Annotated in this window: 18 protein-coding genes and 5 tRNA genes; 18 read left to right on the forward strand and 5 right to left on the reverse strand. The window is 35.5% G+C overall.

The features are described from left to right. Positions 1-7: 7 nt before the first annotated feature. The 9 genes from mutY (at position 8) to NFR27_RS09115 (ending at position 5,625) form a co-directional block, all read left to right on the forward strand. Entirely contained in the window at positions 8-1,135 is a 1,128-nt protein-coding gene (mutY, locus tag NFR27_RS09075) for an A/G-specific adenine glycosylase (protein ID WP_251443926.1), read from the forward strand. Positions 1,136-1,192: 57 nt separating this feature from the next. After that, positions 1,193-2,380, forward strand: a complete 1,188-nt coding sequence (locus tag NFR27_RS09080; RefSeq protein WP_251454992.1) for a metallophosphoesterase — start codon at positions 1,193-1,195, stop codon at positions 2,378-2,380. Positions 2,381-2,653: 273 nt separating this feature from the next. Further along, entirely contained in the window at positions 2,654-3,451 is a 798-nt protein-coding gene (locus NFR27_RS09085; RefSeq protein ID WP_251443922.1) for an undecaprenyl-diphosphate phosphatase, read from the forward strand. A 304-nt stretch (positions 3,452-3,755) separates the two neighbouring features. Then, positions 3,756-3,831: transfer RNA gene (locus NFR27_RS09090), tRNA-Thr, on the forward strand. Positions 3,832-3,842: 11 nt separating this feature from the next. Beyond that, positions 3,843-3,927, forward strand: a tRNA-Tyr gene (locus NFR27_RS09095). A 5-nt stretch (positions 3,928-3,932) separates the two neighbouring features. Further along, positions 3,933-4,008 (forward strand) — tRNA-Met (locus NFR27_RS09100). A gap of 14 nt (positions 4,009-4,022) precedes the next feature. Continuing rightward, positions 4,023-4,098: transfer RNA gene (locus NFR27_RS09105), tRNA-Thr, on the forward strand. Between the two features lie 9 nt (positions 4,099-4,107). Continuing rightward, positions 4,108-4,184, forward strand: a tRNA-Met gene (locus NFR27_RS09110). A gap of 79 nt (positions 4,185-4,263) precedes the next feature. After that, positions 4,264-5,625, forward strand: coding sequence for an amino acid permease (locus tag NFR27_RS09115; RefSeq protein ID WP_251454993.1), 1,362 nt, complete (start codon positions 4,264-4,266; stop codon positions 5,623-5,625). A 166-nt stretch (positions 5,626-5,791) separates the two neighbouring features. On the opposite strand, the gene NFR27_RS09120 is transcribed toward NFR27_RS09115, so the two are convergent. From NFR27_RS09120 to NFR27_RS09140, 5 genes are all read right to left on the reverse strand, one after another. Continuing rightward, positions 5,792-6,862, reverse strand: a complete 1,071-nt coding sequence (locus NFR27_RS09120) for a site-specific integrase (RefSeq protein ID WP_251454995.1) — start codon at positions 6,860-6,862, stop codon at positions 5,792-5,794. 148 nt (positions 6,863-7,010) lie between these two features. Continuing rightward, a complete protein-coding gene (locus NFR27_RS09125) occupies positions 7,011-8,282 on the reverse strand; it encodes a Fic family protein (RefSeq protein WP_251454997.1) in 1,272 nt (423 codons plus the stop codon). Between the two features lie 413 nt (positions 8,283-8,695). Beyond that, on the reverse strand, positions 8,696-9,778 hold the full coding sequence (locus NFR27_RS09130) for an SAP domain-containing protein (protein ID WP_251454999.1): 1,083 nt from the start codon (positions 9,776-9,778) through the stop codon (positions 8,696-8,698). A gap of 47 nt (positions 9,779-9,825) precedes the next feature. Further along, positions 9,826-10,092 (reverse strand): ImmA/IrrE family metallo-endopeptidase, encoded by a 267-nt coding sequence (locus NFR27_RS09135; protein WP_251455001.1) that lies wholly within the window; start codon positions 10,090-10,092, stop codon positions 9,826-9,828. A gap of 6 nt (positions 10,093-10,098) precedes the next feature. After that, the gene (locus NFR27_RS09140) at positions 10,099-10,488 is read right to left on the reverse strand and encodes a helix-turn-helix domain-containing protein (RefSeq protein WP_251455002.1); all 390 of its coding nucleotides are present in this window, start codon (positions 10,486-10,488) and stop codon (positions 10,099-10,101) included. Between the two features lie 141 nt (positions 10,489-10,629). Here NFR27_RS09140 and NFR27_RS09145 point away from each other — a divergent pair, with 141 nt between their 5' ends. From NFR27_RS09145 to NFR27_RS09185, 9 genes are all read left to right on the forward strand, one after another. Further along, entirely contained in the window at positions 10,630-10,839 is a 210-nt protein-coding gene (locus tag NFR27_RS09145) for a helix-turn-helix transcriptional regulator (protein WP_251455003.1), read from the forward strand. 81 nt (positions 10,840-10,920) lie between these two features. Then, entirely contained in the window at positions 10,921-11,082 is a 162-nt protein-coding gene (locus NFR27_RS09150; RefSeq protein ID WP_251455004.1) for a hypothetical protein, read from the forward strand. A gap of 103 nt (positions 11,083-11,185) precedes the next feature. Continuing rightward, positions 11,186-11,488 (forward strand): helix-turn-helix domain-containing protein, encoded by a 303-nt coding sequence (locus NFR27_RS09155; RefSeq protein WP_251455007.1) that lies wholly within the window; start codon positions 11,186-11,188, stop codon positions 11,486-11,488. Between the two features lie 4 nt (positions 11,489-11,492). Next, positions 11,493-11,672, forward strand: coding sequence for a hypothetical protein (locus tag NFR27_RS09160; RefSeq protein WP_251455009.1), 180 nt, complete (start codon positions 11,493-11,495; stop codon positions 11,670-11,672). 83 nt (positions 11,673-11,755) lie between these two features. Further along, positions 11,756-12,697 carry a YqaJ viral recombinase family nuclease gene (locus tag NFR27_RS09165; RefSeq protein WP_251455011.1) on the forward strand — a complete coding sequence of 314 codons (942 nt, stop codon included), beginning with the start codon at positions 11,756-11,758 and terminating at the stop codon, positions 12,695-12,697. Positions 12,698-12,700: 3 nt separating this feature from the next. Next, entirely contained in the window at positions 12,701-13,564 is an 864-nt protein-coding gene (locus NFR27_RS09170; RefSeq protein ID WP_251455014.1) for a recombinase RecT, read from the forward strand. 70 nt (positions 13,565-13,634) lie between these two features. Next, positions 13,635-14,537: a Lin1244/Lin1753 domain-containing protein gene (locus NFR27_RS09175; RefSeq protein ID WP_162100419.1), complete on the forward strand. Its 903-nt coding sequence runs from the start codon at positions 13,635-13,637 to the stop codon at positions 14,535-14,537. Further along, positions 14,518-15,129: an ATP-binding protein gene (locus NFR27_RS09180; protein ID WP_251455017.1), complete on the forward strand. Its 612-nt coding sequence runs from the start codon at positions 14,518-14,520 to the stop codon at positions 15,127-15,129. The genes NFR27_RS09175 and NFR27_RS09180 overlap by 20 nt, the downstream gene beginning before the upstream one ends. Continuing rightward, positions 15,126-15,512, forward strand: a complete 387-nt coding sequence (locus NFR27_RS09185; protein ID WP_251455020.1) for a single-stranded DNA-binding protein — start codon at positions 15,126-15,128, stop codon at positions 15,510-15,512. The genes NFR27_RS09180 and NFR27_RS09185 overlap by 4 nt, the downstream gene beginning before the upstream one ends. The last annotated feature ends 246 nt before the right edge of the window (positions 15,513-15,758 follow it).

Consider the following 15,758-nt stretch of genomic DNA (forward strand, 5'->3'; position numbering starts at 1 on the left):
AGCGAATATGTCGACTACAGAAGTTGAATGGACTTCTGAGTTATTGCATTGGTATGATTTGAATAAACGTGATTTGCCTTGGCGAAAGACAAAGGATCCCTATTGTATTTGGGTTTCTGAAATTATGTCACAGCAAACGCGGATCGAAGCGATGAGACCATATTACGAAAATTGGATGACCCAATTTCCTACTAAGGAAGCATTAGCGGCTGCTGATGAAGATACGGTTGTTAAAGCTTGGCAAGGTCTTGGCTATTATTCAAGGGCTCGCAATTTACGCTTAGGCGTTCAAGAAGTTATGAATAAATATGGTGGCGAGATTCCCAAGACTCGTAAAGAGGTTGAAAGCTTAAAAGGTGTTGGCGCTTATACGGCAGGGGCGATTTTATCAGTCGCTTTTAATCAACGAGAAGCGGCGATAGATGGTAATGTACTTCGTGTATATGCTAGATTATACGCCGTGCAAGAGGACATTATGCGCACAGCTGGTAAAAAAGCAATCGCTGCTTTGGTTGATGAAACGTTGCCATATGATAGACCTGGTGATTTTAATCAAGCTTTAATGGATTTTGGCGCACGAGTTTGTATTCCAAAAGCCCCGCGTTGTGAAGGTTGTCCTTTACGGCGTTGGTGCAAGGCCGATGCCTTAGGGATAGCGACTGAGTTGCCTGTGCGCATTGTGAAAAAAGCAGTGCCCATTAGTTCAGTAATTACTGGACTAATTCAAAATGAAGAAGGGGCTTATTTATTGCATCGCCGCCCCAGTAAAGGTTTGCTTCACTCTATGTGGGAATTTCCTAATGTAGAAGTACCAAGGGACGCATTGGTGCAAGACAAAAAAGAATTGCCTTTGATTGGTTTAGATCCTTTAAAGGCTTATTGGGAAGAACAAGGCGCAACTATTCAGTGGCAAGACTCTTGTATAGCTACTTTGCGACATGTATTTTCCCATCGCTGTTGGGATATGGAAGCCTATGTAGGGCGGTGGCAACAAGAGCAGCGTGACACTGCAGTTAATTTCCTTTTTGATGACCATGCCGAGTGGCGCTGGGTGGCACCTGAAGACTTTATAGATTTACCTTGGGCTGGACCACATGGAAAATTGACAGTATATTGTCAAACGCATGAAATATAAACTATGAATTGTGAAATGAATTATAGATTTAATTATTGTTGATAGGTAGGTGAGAGAATGTCCGCGCGTTTTATGTTTTTAGCCATGACAACGCTCATTGTATTATTAATTGTGTTTGTTAATTCGTATTTAATTGTACGGGTAACTAAAGTAGCAAGGCGTGCATTATGGTTTTGGGGGTTAGTGGCGGTACAAGTGCTAGCTATTGGGGGAACTACGTACTATCAGTTGGCGCAGGTACAAATTTTTGATACTGCATTATATGAATGGTGGAAGCACTGGGCGATTGGCTATTATGGTTTATTATTAGGACTCGGTGTGTGTTTTATTATTATGATTCCGTTAGCACTAGTTGTAGCGGCGGTAAATTGGCGAGCACAGCAAACTACTGACGAAGAACAAGATAGTCGGCGTCGATTTCTTAGAAATGCCCTTTGGGCTGTACCAGCTGTGACAGCTGGGGGTGGCGTAGTTAGAGCCTATGAAGGTGCTAAAGAATTAGAAGTTAATCATGTTGATTTGGTATTCCGCAGTTTACCCGAATATTTAAAAGGCTATAAATTAGCACAAATTAGTGATGTGCACATTGGCCCATTTATTGATTTACATGATTTTGATAAAATTACAGAAGCTGTTTTAGCTGAAAAGCCAGATCGCTTAGTTATTACAGGGGACTTAATTGATGAATTAGAATGGCTAAATCCTTTATGTGGTCGTTTAGAAGAATTATTCCCTAAAATTCCTGATGGCATTGATTATATATTAGGTAATCACGAATATTTTAAAAATTTACCACTTGTGTTAGAGGCGTTTAGTAAAATTTCTATGCGGATGCATCGGAATTCATCCTTGCGTTTAAGCGGTGGTTCGTGGCCTGTATATTTGGCGGGGGTAGAGTACTCTTTTGAGCGCACAGGGGAACAGCGTGAAGTATACTTAAAAGAAGCGCTTGCTAATGTGCCATCAGAGGCTTTTGTTATTTTGCTAGCGCATCATCCTGACTTTATCGAAAATGCTTTTGCGCATGATATTCCAGTTACCTTGTCTGGGCATACTCATGGTGGACAGATTGTAGTAGGCGATACGCCATTGGTACCTGTTGGCACTAAGTACTTTAAAGGTATGTATCGTGATAGTTGGAAGTATGGCTATGTAAATAATGGCACAGGTCATTGGTTCCCAGTTCGTTATAATTGTCCTCGGGAAATTACGATTTTTACCTTTAAAGAAGGCAAAGTGTCGTAAAAATGGCAAAAAATTGAATGTTTTTCAATTATTGACAGTAAAATACAAATTAACATTGAGAAATTCTGCTAAAAAGAATATAATGAATAGGCTGTTGTACAGGTTGTGTACAATAGCTGAAGCGGAAGGTCTTTGTATAAAGTTTTAGCATAAGGTTTTAATATAAGGTTTTAATATAAGGCTGTAATGTAAGACTTTAACATAAGGCGTTAGCGTTAAGGATTAGACAAAGGTCTAGGTGTTAACTTGCGATTTGGTAATTGAGGTGTAATAATGGATCAAAATATTATTGCCTTTATACTAGGCATTGTAGAAGGGGCAACGGAATTTTTGCCAGTCTCTAGTACGGGGCACATGATTTTAGTAGGTGACTTTTTAGGCTTTACTGGTGAGCGGGCTAGTGTATTTGAAGTGTTTATTCAGCTCGGGGCTATTTTATCAGTATTTCTTTTTTATCGTGAAAAGTTTATGACTATGTTGCGACGTGAGAATTGGGTGCGCACGAATGGTTTGTCCTTAGCTCATATTTTCTTTGGCATGTTGCCAGCTATGGGGATTGGCTATTTAGGTCATTCGTTTATTAAGAATAATTTATTTTCACCAGGCACAGTTATTATAGGCTTAATTATAGGCGGTCTTTTCATGCTACTAGCTGAAAAATATCATCGACCTATTACCACTCATACAGTGGATCATTTAAGCATGTATCAATGCTTGTTAATTGGTTTATTCCAAGTATTGTCTTTATGGCCTGGATTTTCTCGCTCTGGTTCTACCATTGCAGGGGGCTTAATCTTAGGGGTTAGCCGTAAGGCAGCGGCAGATTTTTCCTTTATTATGGCAGTGCCAATTATGTTGATTGCTTGTATTTATGATTTGTTGAAAATCATTGATCAATTGTATTGGTCTGACTTTGTAATGTTCCTCATTGGTTTTGTAACTGCTTTTGTATTTGCGTACTTATCCATTGTATGGTTCTTGAAATTCTTAAATAAATCGTCATTAGCAGGTTTTGCTTATTATCGCTTTGCTGTAGCTTTTGTGGCTATGATTTATTTCTTTATTTTTTAAGGGATGGCTAGAGTCTTGTAATTTGATTAAGGCAAATAAATAAGTAAAAAGCTATACTATCTTATAGTATGAAGTATAGAATAAAGGATAGCTCCTCTTTCATTAAGAGGGGCTATTATTTTTTAGAAATTTTATAATAAATTTTGAAATTTTATGAAAAAGTACTTGCGTAATTATTATGTCTATGCTATTATAATAAAGCACTAACGCACTAGCTGTGTTAGAGAACAAATTGTCAAACTGAGCTAAAAAAATCTATTGACAAGATGTTCTGGAATATGTATAATATTCCTTGTCGTGGTACGCTGGCGTAGCTCAATCGGTAGAGCAGCTGACTTGTAATCAGCAGGTTGTGGGTTCAATTCCTATCGCCAGCTCCATTTTTATTCGTGGAGGGATTCCCGAGCGGCCAAAGGGAGCAGACTGTAAATCTGCCGTCTTCGACTTCGAAGGTTCGAATCCTTCTCCCTCCACCATTCATCGCGGGGTGGAGCAGTTGGTAGCTCGTCGGGCTCATAACCCGAAGGTCGCAGGTTCAAGTCCTGTCCCCGCAACCATCATTTATACGTATGCTGGTGTAGCTCAGTCGGCAGAGCGTATCCTTGGTAAGGATAAGGTCACCGGTTCAATCCCGGTCACTAGCTCCATATACACATGGCGGCATAGCTCAGTTGGCTAGAGCAATCGGTTCATACCCGGTGTGTCCGCGGTTCAAATCCGTGTGCCGCCACCATTAACTTTTGTTAGTTACTCACATTTAATATGTGGGTTATTTTTTTGATTTTTTTGGTGCTTAGGAGGTGGACATTTGTATGTCCGAGGAAAAGGAGTTAGCTAGGGGGCTGAAAAACCGTCACGTGCAATTATTAGCGATAGGGGGCGCTATAGGGACGGGTTTATTTTTAGGCTCAGGTCGATCAATTCATTTGGCTGGTCCGTCAATATTATTTGCATACATTATTACAGGTCTTATTTCCTTTTTTATGATGCGTGCTTTAGGGGAATTATTATTATCAAATACAGAGCATCATTCCTTTGTAGATTTTGTGCATGAATATTTAGGCCCTGGGGCGGCCTTTATTACAGGTTGGACCTATTGGTTTTGTTGGGTTTCCTTAGCGATGGCTGACGTTACTGCGGCCGGTGTGTATAGGCAATATTGGATTCCTAATGTAGAACCGTGGATACCAAGTTTATGTATTTTATTAGTGTTATTTGCCTCAAACTTAATGGCTGTTAAAATATTCGGGGAGTTAGAATTTTGGTTTGCTTTAATTAAAGTTATTGCTATTTTAGGCCTTATTGTAGGTGGGCTATATCTAGTGTTTATTGGCTACCAAACTGATGTAGGGGCTGTAGGTTTTGCGAATTTGTGGTCTCATGGTGGCTGGTTCCCTAATGGCTGGGAAGGATTTGCGTTGTCCTTTCAAATGGTTGTATTCGCCTTTACTGGTATTGAATTGGTTGGTTTAACGGCAGGTGAAACAGAAAATCCTAAAAAGGTTATTCCACAGGCAATTAATAATATTCCTATTCGAATTATTATTTTCTATGTAGGCGCCTTAGCTATTATTATGAGTATTTACCCTTGGACGGCAGTGAATCCAACGGCAAGTCCATTCGTACAAGTTTTTAAAGCAGCTGGAATCGTAGCGGCTGCAGCTATTGTTAATTTTATTGTGTTAACATCGGCGGCCTCTGCTTGTAACAGTGGTCTTTTCAGTACAAGCCGTATGGTGTATACATTGGCTCGTGAAGGAAACGCACCTCGTCGTATGTTCCGTTTGCGTTCTAATCAGGTGCCAGTGAATGCAGTTGTATTTTCTGCGTTAGTTATTTTCATGGCAGTTATTATGCAGTATATTATGCCTGAAAATGTATTTATTATTATTACGAGTGTATCTACTTTCTGCTTTATTTTTATTTGGGCAATTATTTTGGTATGTCATATGAAATACCGTAAATTGCATCCAGCGCAGGCAAAAGCAAACCCATTTAAAATGCCATTGTATCCTGCAATGAATTACATTATTTTAGCATTTTATGCATTTGTATTAGCGTCGTTAGCGTTTAATGATGAAACCTTAATTGCGCTTTTATTTACGCCTGTTTGGTTTGGTATGTTATGGTGTTTTTATAAATTACAAACATTTAAACAGAATTATGGCAACTAATTTATCCTTAAATCACCAAAATCTACAAGAGATTTTGGTGATTTTGCTATATAGATTCTTTTCATTACTGATTTTTTGTATTATAATGAGCGTTTATAGGCTATAAGGCTACAAATGGCTTAATACTGTATTATTTTGCTTTAACGGCAAATATTCGTCAAAAAAATTAACCAAAAATATTAGCAACGTCATTAGCTGCCTTTTGTCTCATCTCGTCTGTATAGTGGATGTAATTTTTAATAACTGTTTGTACCGTATCGCCTAATAAGGCTGCTACAGTTTTTATATCGACTTTATTAGCGATAAGTTTGGTTGCATAGGTGTGCCTTAGGTCATGAAATGACTTGTTTTTTATAAATCGTCGTATTATCCTATTAATTGGCGCTGTATTTGACGATTTTTGCATAAACAGGAGTTGCATATCATTAACAGGGGCTAACGGGGCATACAGGCTCAATATGGCACTTAAAATAGGGGGTATTGGTATAGTGCGTATGCTGTTAGCAGTTTTTGTATCCTGTAATTTATATTTATTTTTGTCGTATTGGGCTAATTGCCGTTTTACAGTTAAGGTATTGCTAGTTAAATCTATATCAGCCCATGATAATCCCAAAACCTCGCCGTAGCGTAATCCAGTATAAGCACCTATAGCGCATTGTACATAGTATCTTAGATACTTTGGTTTTAGGCTACATAGTAAGAGTTCGATTTCTTGGTCTGTATATACTCTTAAATCTTTTTTTGTTCGTTGTTTATTGATTTTAATATCTATTAACGGATTAACAGCGATAATATTATATGGTTTAACAGCATAAGATAAGATTGTTTTTAACATTGATAGATATAATGTTTGGGTAGTGGTAGCTGATTTAGAGGATGTAAATTTTTGAGATATTTGTAATGCCGTTATCTCTTGTAAGGGGGTCTCTGCTATATCGCCTATAAATTTTATCGCGCTATCTACAGCTTGTAGTGAGTTGTAGGTGAGCCTAGATTTATTATCACCCTTGTATATGTCGGTAAATTGTTTTAACGTAATATCTTTGTAGTCCGTGTTAAGTGCTGGCTCGTTTTTTATTTGCGCTATTAGATCGTTACCGTAATTTTTGGCCTCCCACTTTTGACTAAATCCTTGTTTAGATTTTTGTCGCCATTTACCAGTGGAGGTTTTATAGCTAATAATTACTTGCCAACCGTTGTCCTTTTTACGTAAGGTTTTATTATATTTTAGCTGCATAAAAAATCACGCTCCTGTCTAAAAATAGGTATGGTTAATAGACTTAGAGCGTGTTATAATTTAATTATCGAGATTATGGCGCTCTAAGTGCTGTATGATTGTCCCTCATCTGTTGGCGCAGGTGGGGGATTTTTTATTTATTTAAATATTAATTATTCAAGTTTTTTAAGTCTTCTAAATCTTCTAAATCAGCATGATGAGCAATTAAAAAATTGTTTAAATTTAACTCATATCTGTAAGCCCTTTGGTTACGGTGAACGAGTACATAATTAGTTTCTTCTTGCATTCGTTGAAGATTTCTTTGAACTGTGTTTTCATGTTGATCAATAGTTTCTGCAATTTCTTTTACAGTGGCACCTAGATTATCAGAAAATAAAGCTGCTTGTAGTAGTACGTTGTATATTTTCTTGTCTGGTTTTTTCAAATCGCTTGAGAAGAGTATTTTTTGATAAATACTAAAATCATTAGCTTTTTTCTCAAGTATTTCTATAGTTTCTGTTAGTGATTTTTCAAATATCGCCAAAAAGCCCAATATAAAGTAGGTTAATTCACCTCTATTTAATGGTTGGTTGGCATCCTCAAATAATTTATAGTAAAAGCGTTTGGCTCTTTTAATTGTTACAGATAATCTAATTGCCAGAAGTGGATTTTTATTATGGGCTAAATAATAAGAAGTTATAAATCTGGATGTACGACCATTACCATCATAGAATGGGTGTATATAGCCAAAAAGATAATGGAAAATACTTATCCTAGCCAGTAACGGCGTATTAATATCATTTAGTATGTTTAAAGCAATAGTCATGGTAGAAATGATTTTATCTTCTGGAGATAAGCCTGTGTGAATATCTTTAAATCCATCATTTACAGATACACTATCTTTTCGAAAATATTTTCCATCTGGGATATTTTTAGGATCATCATTCACAACTTCATCTAAGGCAAAATCATCGTAGAATATTCTTAAATCTTCACATGTTTTAAAAGAGATGTTTTCATTAGTAATGAGTTTTTGGTATTTATTAACAATTCCCCAGAGGCGTGTATTTTTCTTTTCTTCTGGATGTTGTTGTTGCTCTAATGCATAATCAATCTCTTTTCTTGAACTATGGACACCTTCAATATCGTTTGTTGCTTTAATTTCATCTCTTAGACACGAAGTAAAGAATTGCTTAATTGCTATAGGCGGAATTGGATGTATAATGCGTTCTAATTTTAATATTAAATCATTAATCCGTTGTTCACGGAGCATCATTTCAGGGGTAATACAAGTGAACATTTCATAAGTATTATCACGAGAATCTTTTTTTGTATAAATTCCTAACTTTTGAGTATAAGGAGCATAAAATCTACTTTTGTAAATCTCATCAACTAGGTTTTCATCTATGTGAAAGATTGTTTTTAAAGGTTTGTTTTGCATGAGCACCTCCAACATTTTCGGGGAAATAGGGGAGTTAAAAATTTATCTCCAACATTTTTACAAAAATAGAGGAGTAAAAATTTTATCTCCAACATTTTAGAAAAAATGCTATATATTTCCCTTTGCGCTTCTTTAAGTTTTCAATTATATTGACGACAAAATCAATATAATCTCTAGACATATCTTATTAATATCTCGTTTATACTATAGAAATTAAGTCCCATTCACCCTTAGCTATAATATCTATACCGCAGATTTCACTTATTCGGATAAAATCTTTTAGTAGTTCCTTTTCTTCTTTGTAGTCCATTTTAATTCTTTCTGCATAATTAGCGGTTCTCCTATCCTGTTGGAGCAGGTGAGGGAGTTTTTTATTTTAAATCAGTTGTAGTGATAGGTAATATATTTGATGATTATTGATTATTAATGAATGTTGAATATTGAAGAATTGTAAACTCCGATGGAATAATTTGAATAGGGTATTCTGTTACGTCAATATTTAAAGATTTTGTTAGGTTAATGATAATATCTATTGTTGTTTCAGTATCAAAATATGAAAATGGAAGTTGTTGATATATTTCATCAGCTGTTTGTTTTATTATAGATTTTAGTTCATCTTCTGTAGGTGAAATCTTTTCTAGGATATTATTTAACTCTGAACGCATATACGGATAAAATATAATTTCATTTACTGGAGTAAGATAATTATCATATCTTAACCCTGATAAGATACAGCATTGATATTTTATCCAACTTATTAGTGCATTATTATAATCTTTTAAGTCTTTTTGCAATGAATATAGAATAGAATAAGTGCCACCAAAGTTGCTCCAATTTTTTTCCTTATAATGTATAGCTAAATGCAAAGTTATAGCTTTTATCAGTGTGTCGTAAGGGGAAATATATTCATTTTTCTCTTTTAATGATTGTTCTAGAAAATATAATTCTTCATCGGTGTAGTCATACAAATAATTTTTTTCATTGTATATAAATAAATTATATTTATTTATATACTCTTTGCCTTTTGAAGTTAAGGCATAAGTTTTTTTGAAATCCGTATTTAATTGAACGTCTGCAACTCTTTGCACCAATTCAGATTTATTTCCTGAAATTTTTAAGTTATTCTCTCGTAGTAGTTCTTTTAGTTCGGCTACTTTAAGAGAATTATAATCTGTAGATAAAACCGCTAGATTGTTTTCTAAAAGTATATTAATTGTTTTTTTCCAATTATATCCATATCTTTCTGTATATTGTTTAGGGAATGGAATATCAAGTCTTCTTTTGTTTATAGCATTTAAAATTCGTGCTTTATATATTTCCTCTTTTATATTTTCTGGAATAGGCGGATATGATAGGGTGATATTACGATCTTCTTCTGATGTTTTATTATTAGGGATAGAAATATATAAATTGTCAAATGAGCTGGATTTCTTTTTATTATTCCTAATATACCATATTGTTACAGCAATGATTAAAACCAAAAATAAAAACTCCATAATTTATAACTCTCCTTCGGTTATTTGTGAATTATAAGTCAAATAATCTATATTTCATGGAAATAGAAGTTTATTCCTTCTAACTCATCATCTGAAACAATAGAGGTTCTTACCATTTTTTCAATTAAATTAACATGGAGGTCAGAATAAAAATCATCATGAATAATATGAGAAAGTTTGTGTTTTAATTCTTCTTTTGCTTTTATTGAAGAGAGGTTCTTTTTTATATAGACGTTATAGTGGAATGGGTCTTCCGTAGTTTCTGAATATGCATTCATATGAGGTAAATCACAGGAAATTACATTAATGGTCAATTGATATCATCCTTTATTTCTTGATTTTAAAAATTCAATATAATTTACAGCATCTTCCATTTGTTCTTTTGTTAAATCTTTGCTGGCGCTAAAAAGAGCTCTAGCTCCAGGCTTATTTCGTATCATTTCAGCGTATTGAGAAGCTTCAGCATCTTCATAATAGCCTGATTGTTTTTTATATTTATTTTCTATTAAATCTGCTTTTGAGACTTTAAAATAATTTGCTAGCATCTCTATTTTATCTATACGTGGATAATTGGTTCCATTTTCCCAACTTGCAAATGTAGTATAGGAAACACCTAATGCTTTAGAAATTTCATTGCGTGTTTTATTATAAAGATTCATATAAAATTTTAGATTTTTTGAAAATATTTCTTTATTTCCTAAGTCACTCATAATTTAACCTCCTTTATATTTATGATATTACAGTATAATTGTAAAAAAATCAATATTGAATTATAAAATTTACAGTTAAACTATTGACATTATATTTAAACTGTAATAATATATTGGTGTAGCAGATAGGAGGTGAATTCTGTGGAAACTGTTGACAATTCAAAAATAACATTAAAAGCAGCACGAGTTAATAAAAACTTAACTCAAGAGCAAGCGGCTAAATTGATAGGTATTAGTGTATTTACACTAATAAATTACGAATCAGGAAAAAGTTTTCCTGATGTACCTATTATTGAACGTATTGAAAAAGTTTATGATATTCCATATCATAGACTAAATTTTTTAGTCTAAAATTACAGTTTAAATGTAAAATTGTATTTCGATAAATTAGAGGTGAAACTTATGCCACCAAATAAAAAAGGAGGTGATGGGATGACAAATGAAGAAAAATCAAAAAAATTGTATGAAGCAAGTAAACCATTAGTTGAATATTTAAGAAAGAATGAAACGCCTATGACTACGGCAATAGTCACAGGCGTTGGAGTGGAACTTGTTAGTACAGATATACATATTCCTTTTACTAAATTGGATTAACGAATTTTAATTTCTCCGGTCCCTTTGAAGATTGTACTGAAATCAAGTTCATAGTAGTCACCTTTTTTCTAAGGTGATTATAACATAAAGTGAGGTGAGACTTATGGAATGTAGAACTTACGGTGTACCAGAAGTAGCTCAAATTTTAGGTATATCAGAAAAATCAGTTTACAAAATGGCTGATGAACGTGTAATTCATCGATTACCGCATGTACCTAAGATTAAATTTAGTCAAAAGGAAATTGACGCTCTATGCGGGATTAAAGATGAGTTTAATGTTTGGAATTATCGAGCAATCAAAGCCGATAACGAAAAGTTAAAAGCTGAAAATCAAAAATTAAAAGAACTCATCAAAAAAGCAACCGCAGAGTTACTTTTGATGAGTAGTGGGTTAGTGGAGGAGTGATGATATGCGAGTAATTGATGATTTGATTAGACCTATTTTGTATAGTGTAACTGGCTTTGGCGTTGTTGCCACAGTCGGCACTGTGGATGTCGGCCAAGCTGACGGTGTGACAATTTGGGCGGTGGTGGCAACATCTGCTGCGTGTTTTTTTGCAGCGGAGCTACTAGGTAAACGTCATGTATAAAATTAAAAGCCCCTCAATCGCTGGCACGATTAAAGGGGCACAGTAAAATTACCTATTTTTAGTATAACACAGGAGTAGTGAAAATGATATATAAAAAAGTGTTTGATGCTAAGATAGCAACCCACGAAGAGTGGTTAGCTTTTAGAAAGACTGGTATTGGTGGTAGTGACATGGCAGCCATTATGGGTCTTAGCAAATGGAAGTCACCATTGGATGTATGGCTAGAAAAAACTAGTAATGAGGTTAATGTGGAAGAAACTCGTTTTACATATTGGGGCACAAAGTTGGAAGCGTTAGTAGCTGAAGAATTTACTATTCAGACTGGATATAGTGTACGGAATAATAATTATACCTTACAGTCTATTGAATATCCGTTTCTTTTAGCTAATATTGACCGAGATATTGTTGGGCTTGATGCAGGCCTTGAATGTAAAACGGCTAATGCATTTAAACGGGATGAGTGGGAAGGTGATCAAGTACCTGATGCTTATTATATTCAGTGTCAACATTATATGGCGGTAACGGGTTATTCATCTTGGTGGATTGCTTGTCTATGTGGTGGCAATGAGTTCTTTTATAAAGAAATACCTCGTAACGAAGAAGTGATTACGGCAATTATCGAGGCTGGTCGGGAGTTTTGGAATATGGTAGAGCAAAATATTATGCCAGCTGTTGATGATTCTGAGCGATGCAATAAACTGCTTAAAGAATTACATAGTAAAAGTAATGGCAAATCTATCGAGTTACCAGACACGGCTAAAATTTACATTGAACAATATAACAAGGCTAAAGCTGATGAAACAGCAGCAAAAGCACGTAAGACAGAAGCACAAAGTCATTTATTTGATTTATTAGGTGATAATGAGAAAGGTATTCTTGATCAATATACCGTTGTATGGTCACCAGTAGCAGGACGTAAAAAGTTTGATACAAAGCGATTTGAAAATGACCATCCACAGCTAGCTGCTGCATATACAGTGCAAGGACAACCAAGTCGTCGATTTGATATTAAAGGAGCGAAATAACTTATGGCAACAACAAATGGCATTACATTAAAAAATAATCATCTTAAACCAGCTACTAAAGCCCCAACTACATTAAGCGGGATGTTAGCTTCGGATGATGTAAAAAAGCGTTTTAATGAGTTATTGGGTAATAAAGCCCCAGGCTTTATTAGTAGCTTATTGTCGGTTGCTAATAACAATAAATTACTTGCTAAAGCAGACCCTAAAACTGTAATTGCAGCAGGAGCTATGGCAGCTGCCTTAGATTTACCAGTTAATCAAAATTTAGGGTATGCCTATATTGTCCCCTATGGTAATGAAGCGCAGTTTCAGATGGGATATAAGGGATATATTCAGCTTGCTATGAGAACGGGGCAATACAAGACCATTAATGCTTGTGAAGTCTATGAGGGCGAAATTCGGGATACGAATCGATTTACTGGTGAGTTTGAATTTGGAGAACGAACTGGTGATGAAATTGTAGGGTATATGGCGTACTTTAAGCTTGTTAATGGGTTTGAGAAGTATATTTATATGAGTATGTCCGAAATGCAAGCACATGCTCGTAAGTATAGTAAAACTTATAAAGGCGGTACTGATAAATGGGGAATTGCAGATTTTCATAGTATGGCCATTAAAACAGTACTTAAACGTTTAATTAGTAAATATGGGATTCTATCTATTGAAATGCAAGCAGGTCTCGAAACGGATGGTGGCATTATTAAAGATCATGACGGCACACTGAAAGCTGATTTTGAAACAATTGAAGTAGATGGCACATATATTAATGCAGAAACGGGGGAAGTTATTGATGAAGCAGTTAATGATAATGAATTAACTGAAGAGGAGAAGGCCGCCATTTTAGCAGCTGAGCAACTCGAACAGTAAGGTAATTGGTAAATTAAATTAGCCAGCAAGTTACTAGTAGGTGGCTTGCTGGCATCCATAAGGAGTATCTATGAGTAGGCCAAGAAAGGCAGGGATTAGTTATTTTCCTTTGGATACGGATTTCTTTGAAAATAAAAAAGTAAGGCGACTTACTAGAGCATTTGGAGCAACAGCTGCCTCCGTACTAGTCAACCTGCTATGTACTATCTACAAAGATAAAGGGTATTACATGCGGTGGGATGATGATACGCTGGCTTTCGTGGCGGACGAACTCTGTCTAAAAGTTGGCACTGTGCGAGAGATTGTCGTAAAGGCGATTCAAGTGGGGTTCTTCAATGCGAATATGGCGAATCTATTTGGTACTGATGAAGGTCAGGCTAAAGGAGATTACAACGGCATACTTACTTCAGTAGCCATTCAAGAACAGTACTTTGATACTTGTAAACGGTCAAAAAGAAGTGAGGTATGTTATGACGCAAGATTTCTGCTCATTTCTATGAAACCGTATGAAAAAATAGTTAACTCTGGAGAAAACTTAGTTAACTCTGGAGAAAACCTAATAAACTCCGGAGAAAGTACACAAAGGAAAGTAAAGGAAAGTAAAGTATATACTACTACATCTACAGATGGACTGAATGATTTATTTAATGCATATGTTGAAAATGGATTTGGTACAGTATCAGGTCTTTCTAAAGATATGATACTTGATGATGTAGATACATATTGTAGTGAATGGTGTAAAGCGGCTATGGAAGTAGCGGTAACTCGGAATAAGCGGTCATGGTCATATGTAAGAGGTATTTTAAGGCGATGGCAAAGTGAGTATAGTCTAACAGATAAACCGTGGGAGGTTGAAGCAGTTGGAACACATAGGCAAAGCAATGAGCAATTTAAAACAGCGAATCGAGCAGTATCGACAAACAGCAATGGAGCGGGAGAGGTTGATTGGGCCAATGACCCCGACCATTTTTAAACCTATTAATTGGGAGTATTACGGCATCTATAAGCGTTATCAAAAAGTTACTTTAGAAGATATGACAGTATTAAATGATGAAAATAAAGAAGCTTTTGATGTTATTAAGGAGTACGCAGAACATGTAGTACATAAACTAGATGCAGGTTTAGGCTTGATTATTAAAGGACCTGTAGGAACAGGTAAAACGACAGCTGCAGTAGCGATTATGAAGGAGGCAATTCAGAATAAGCAAAGTCCGTATTTTATTTCTATGATTTCGCTGCTGGATAAACTTATGAGTTTTCGCGATCAAGAAGAGCGATATGAGTTTGAACAACGAATTAAAAATTGTGCTTTATTGGTTTTAGATGATTTAGGTGGCGAATATATTGGCAAAGATAAGGAAGAGAGTTTTATGCTAAAACGAATCATGTCAATTATTGCTGAACGTAATCAACGTTCTAAATCGACTATTATAACAACTAACTTGAAAATTAAAGAATTGAAGGAACGTTATAATGAGCGCGTTATCGATAGACTAGGTAGCACAAATCAGATTATTACACTATCAGGACCTAGTTTGCGTAAAGAGGAATGGAGGGAATTATGAATTCAGTACATATATTAGGCAATTTAGCTCGTGACCCTGAAGTACGCTTTACTAAAACAGGTAAAGCTGTAGCAACATTTACAGTGGCTGCGACAAACACATATTTTGATTCCACAACCAATGAACAGAAGGAACAGACCTCGTTCATTAATTGTGTTGTATGGGGCAAATTAGGGGAAGCAGTTGGCAACCTTCGCAAAGGGAACCGTTGTTTCGTTGAAGGTCGTTTAAATACCCGTTCTTATGAAACACAGGACGGGCAAAAACGCTATGTTACTGAAGTAGTGGCTAACTTTGTTGGTCAGTCTTTAGATACACAGTCAAATGAGCCATCTAATTTTGATAGCTTTGGTGGCGGTAATGAAGAGAATATCCCGTTTTAAGAGGTGACTAATTTACAAATGCTATCAGACAAAAAATGGTAAGCGTAAATAGAGCGGTGTGAGGATTTTAAGCATGATTAAGATTAGGCTTGATTTGGAGTACCCAAGTCTCAACGAATACATTCAAGCAGAGCGGAGGAATCGCTTCAAAGGAGCTAAATTAAAAAAGGACTATACCGAGGCAACACAGATGATGGTTGCACGGTATAGGGGCATGGTAACAGGCAAAGCTGATATCCACTTTGA

The sequence above is a fragment of the Veillonella intestinalis genome (genome assembly GCF_943192895.1).
Lineage (GTDB): Bacteria > Bacillota > Negativicutes > Veillonellales > Veillonellaceae > Veillonella_A > Veillonella_A intestinalis.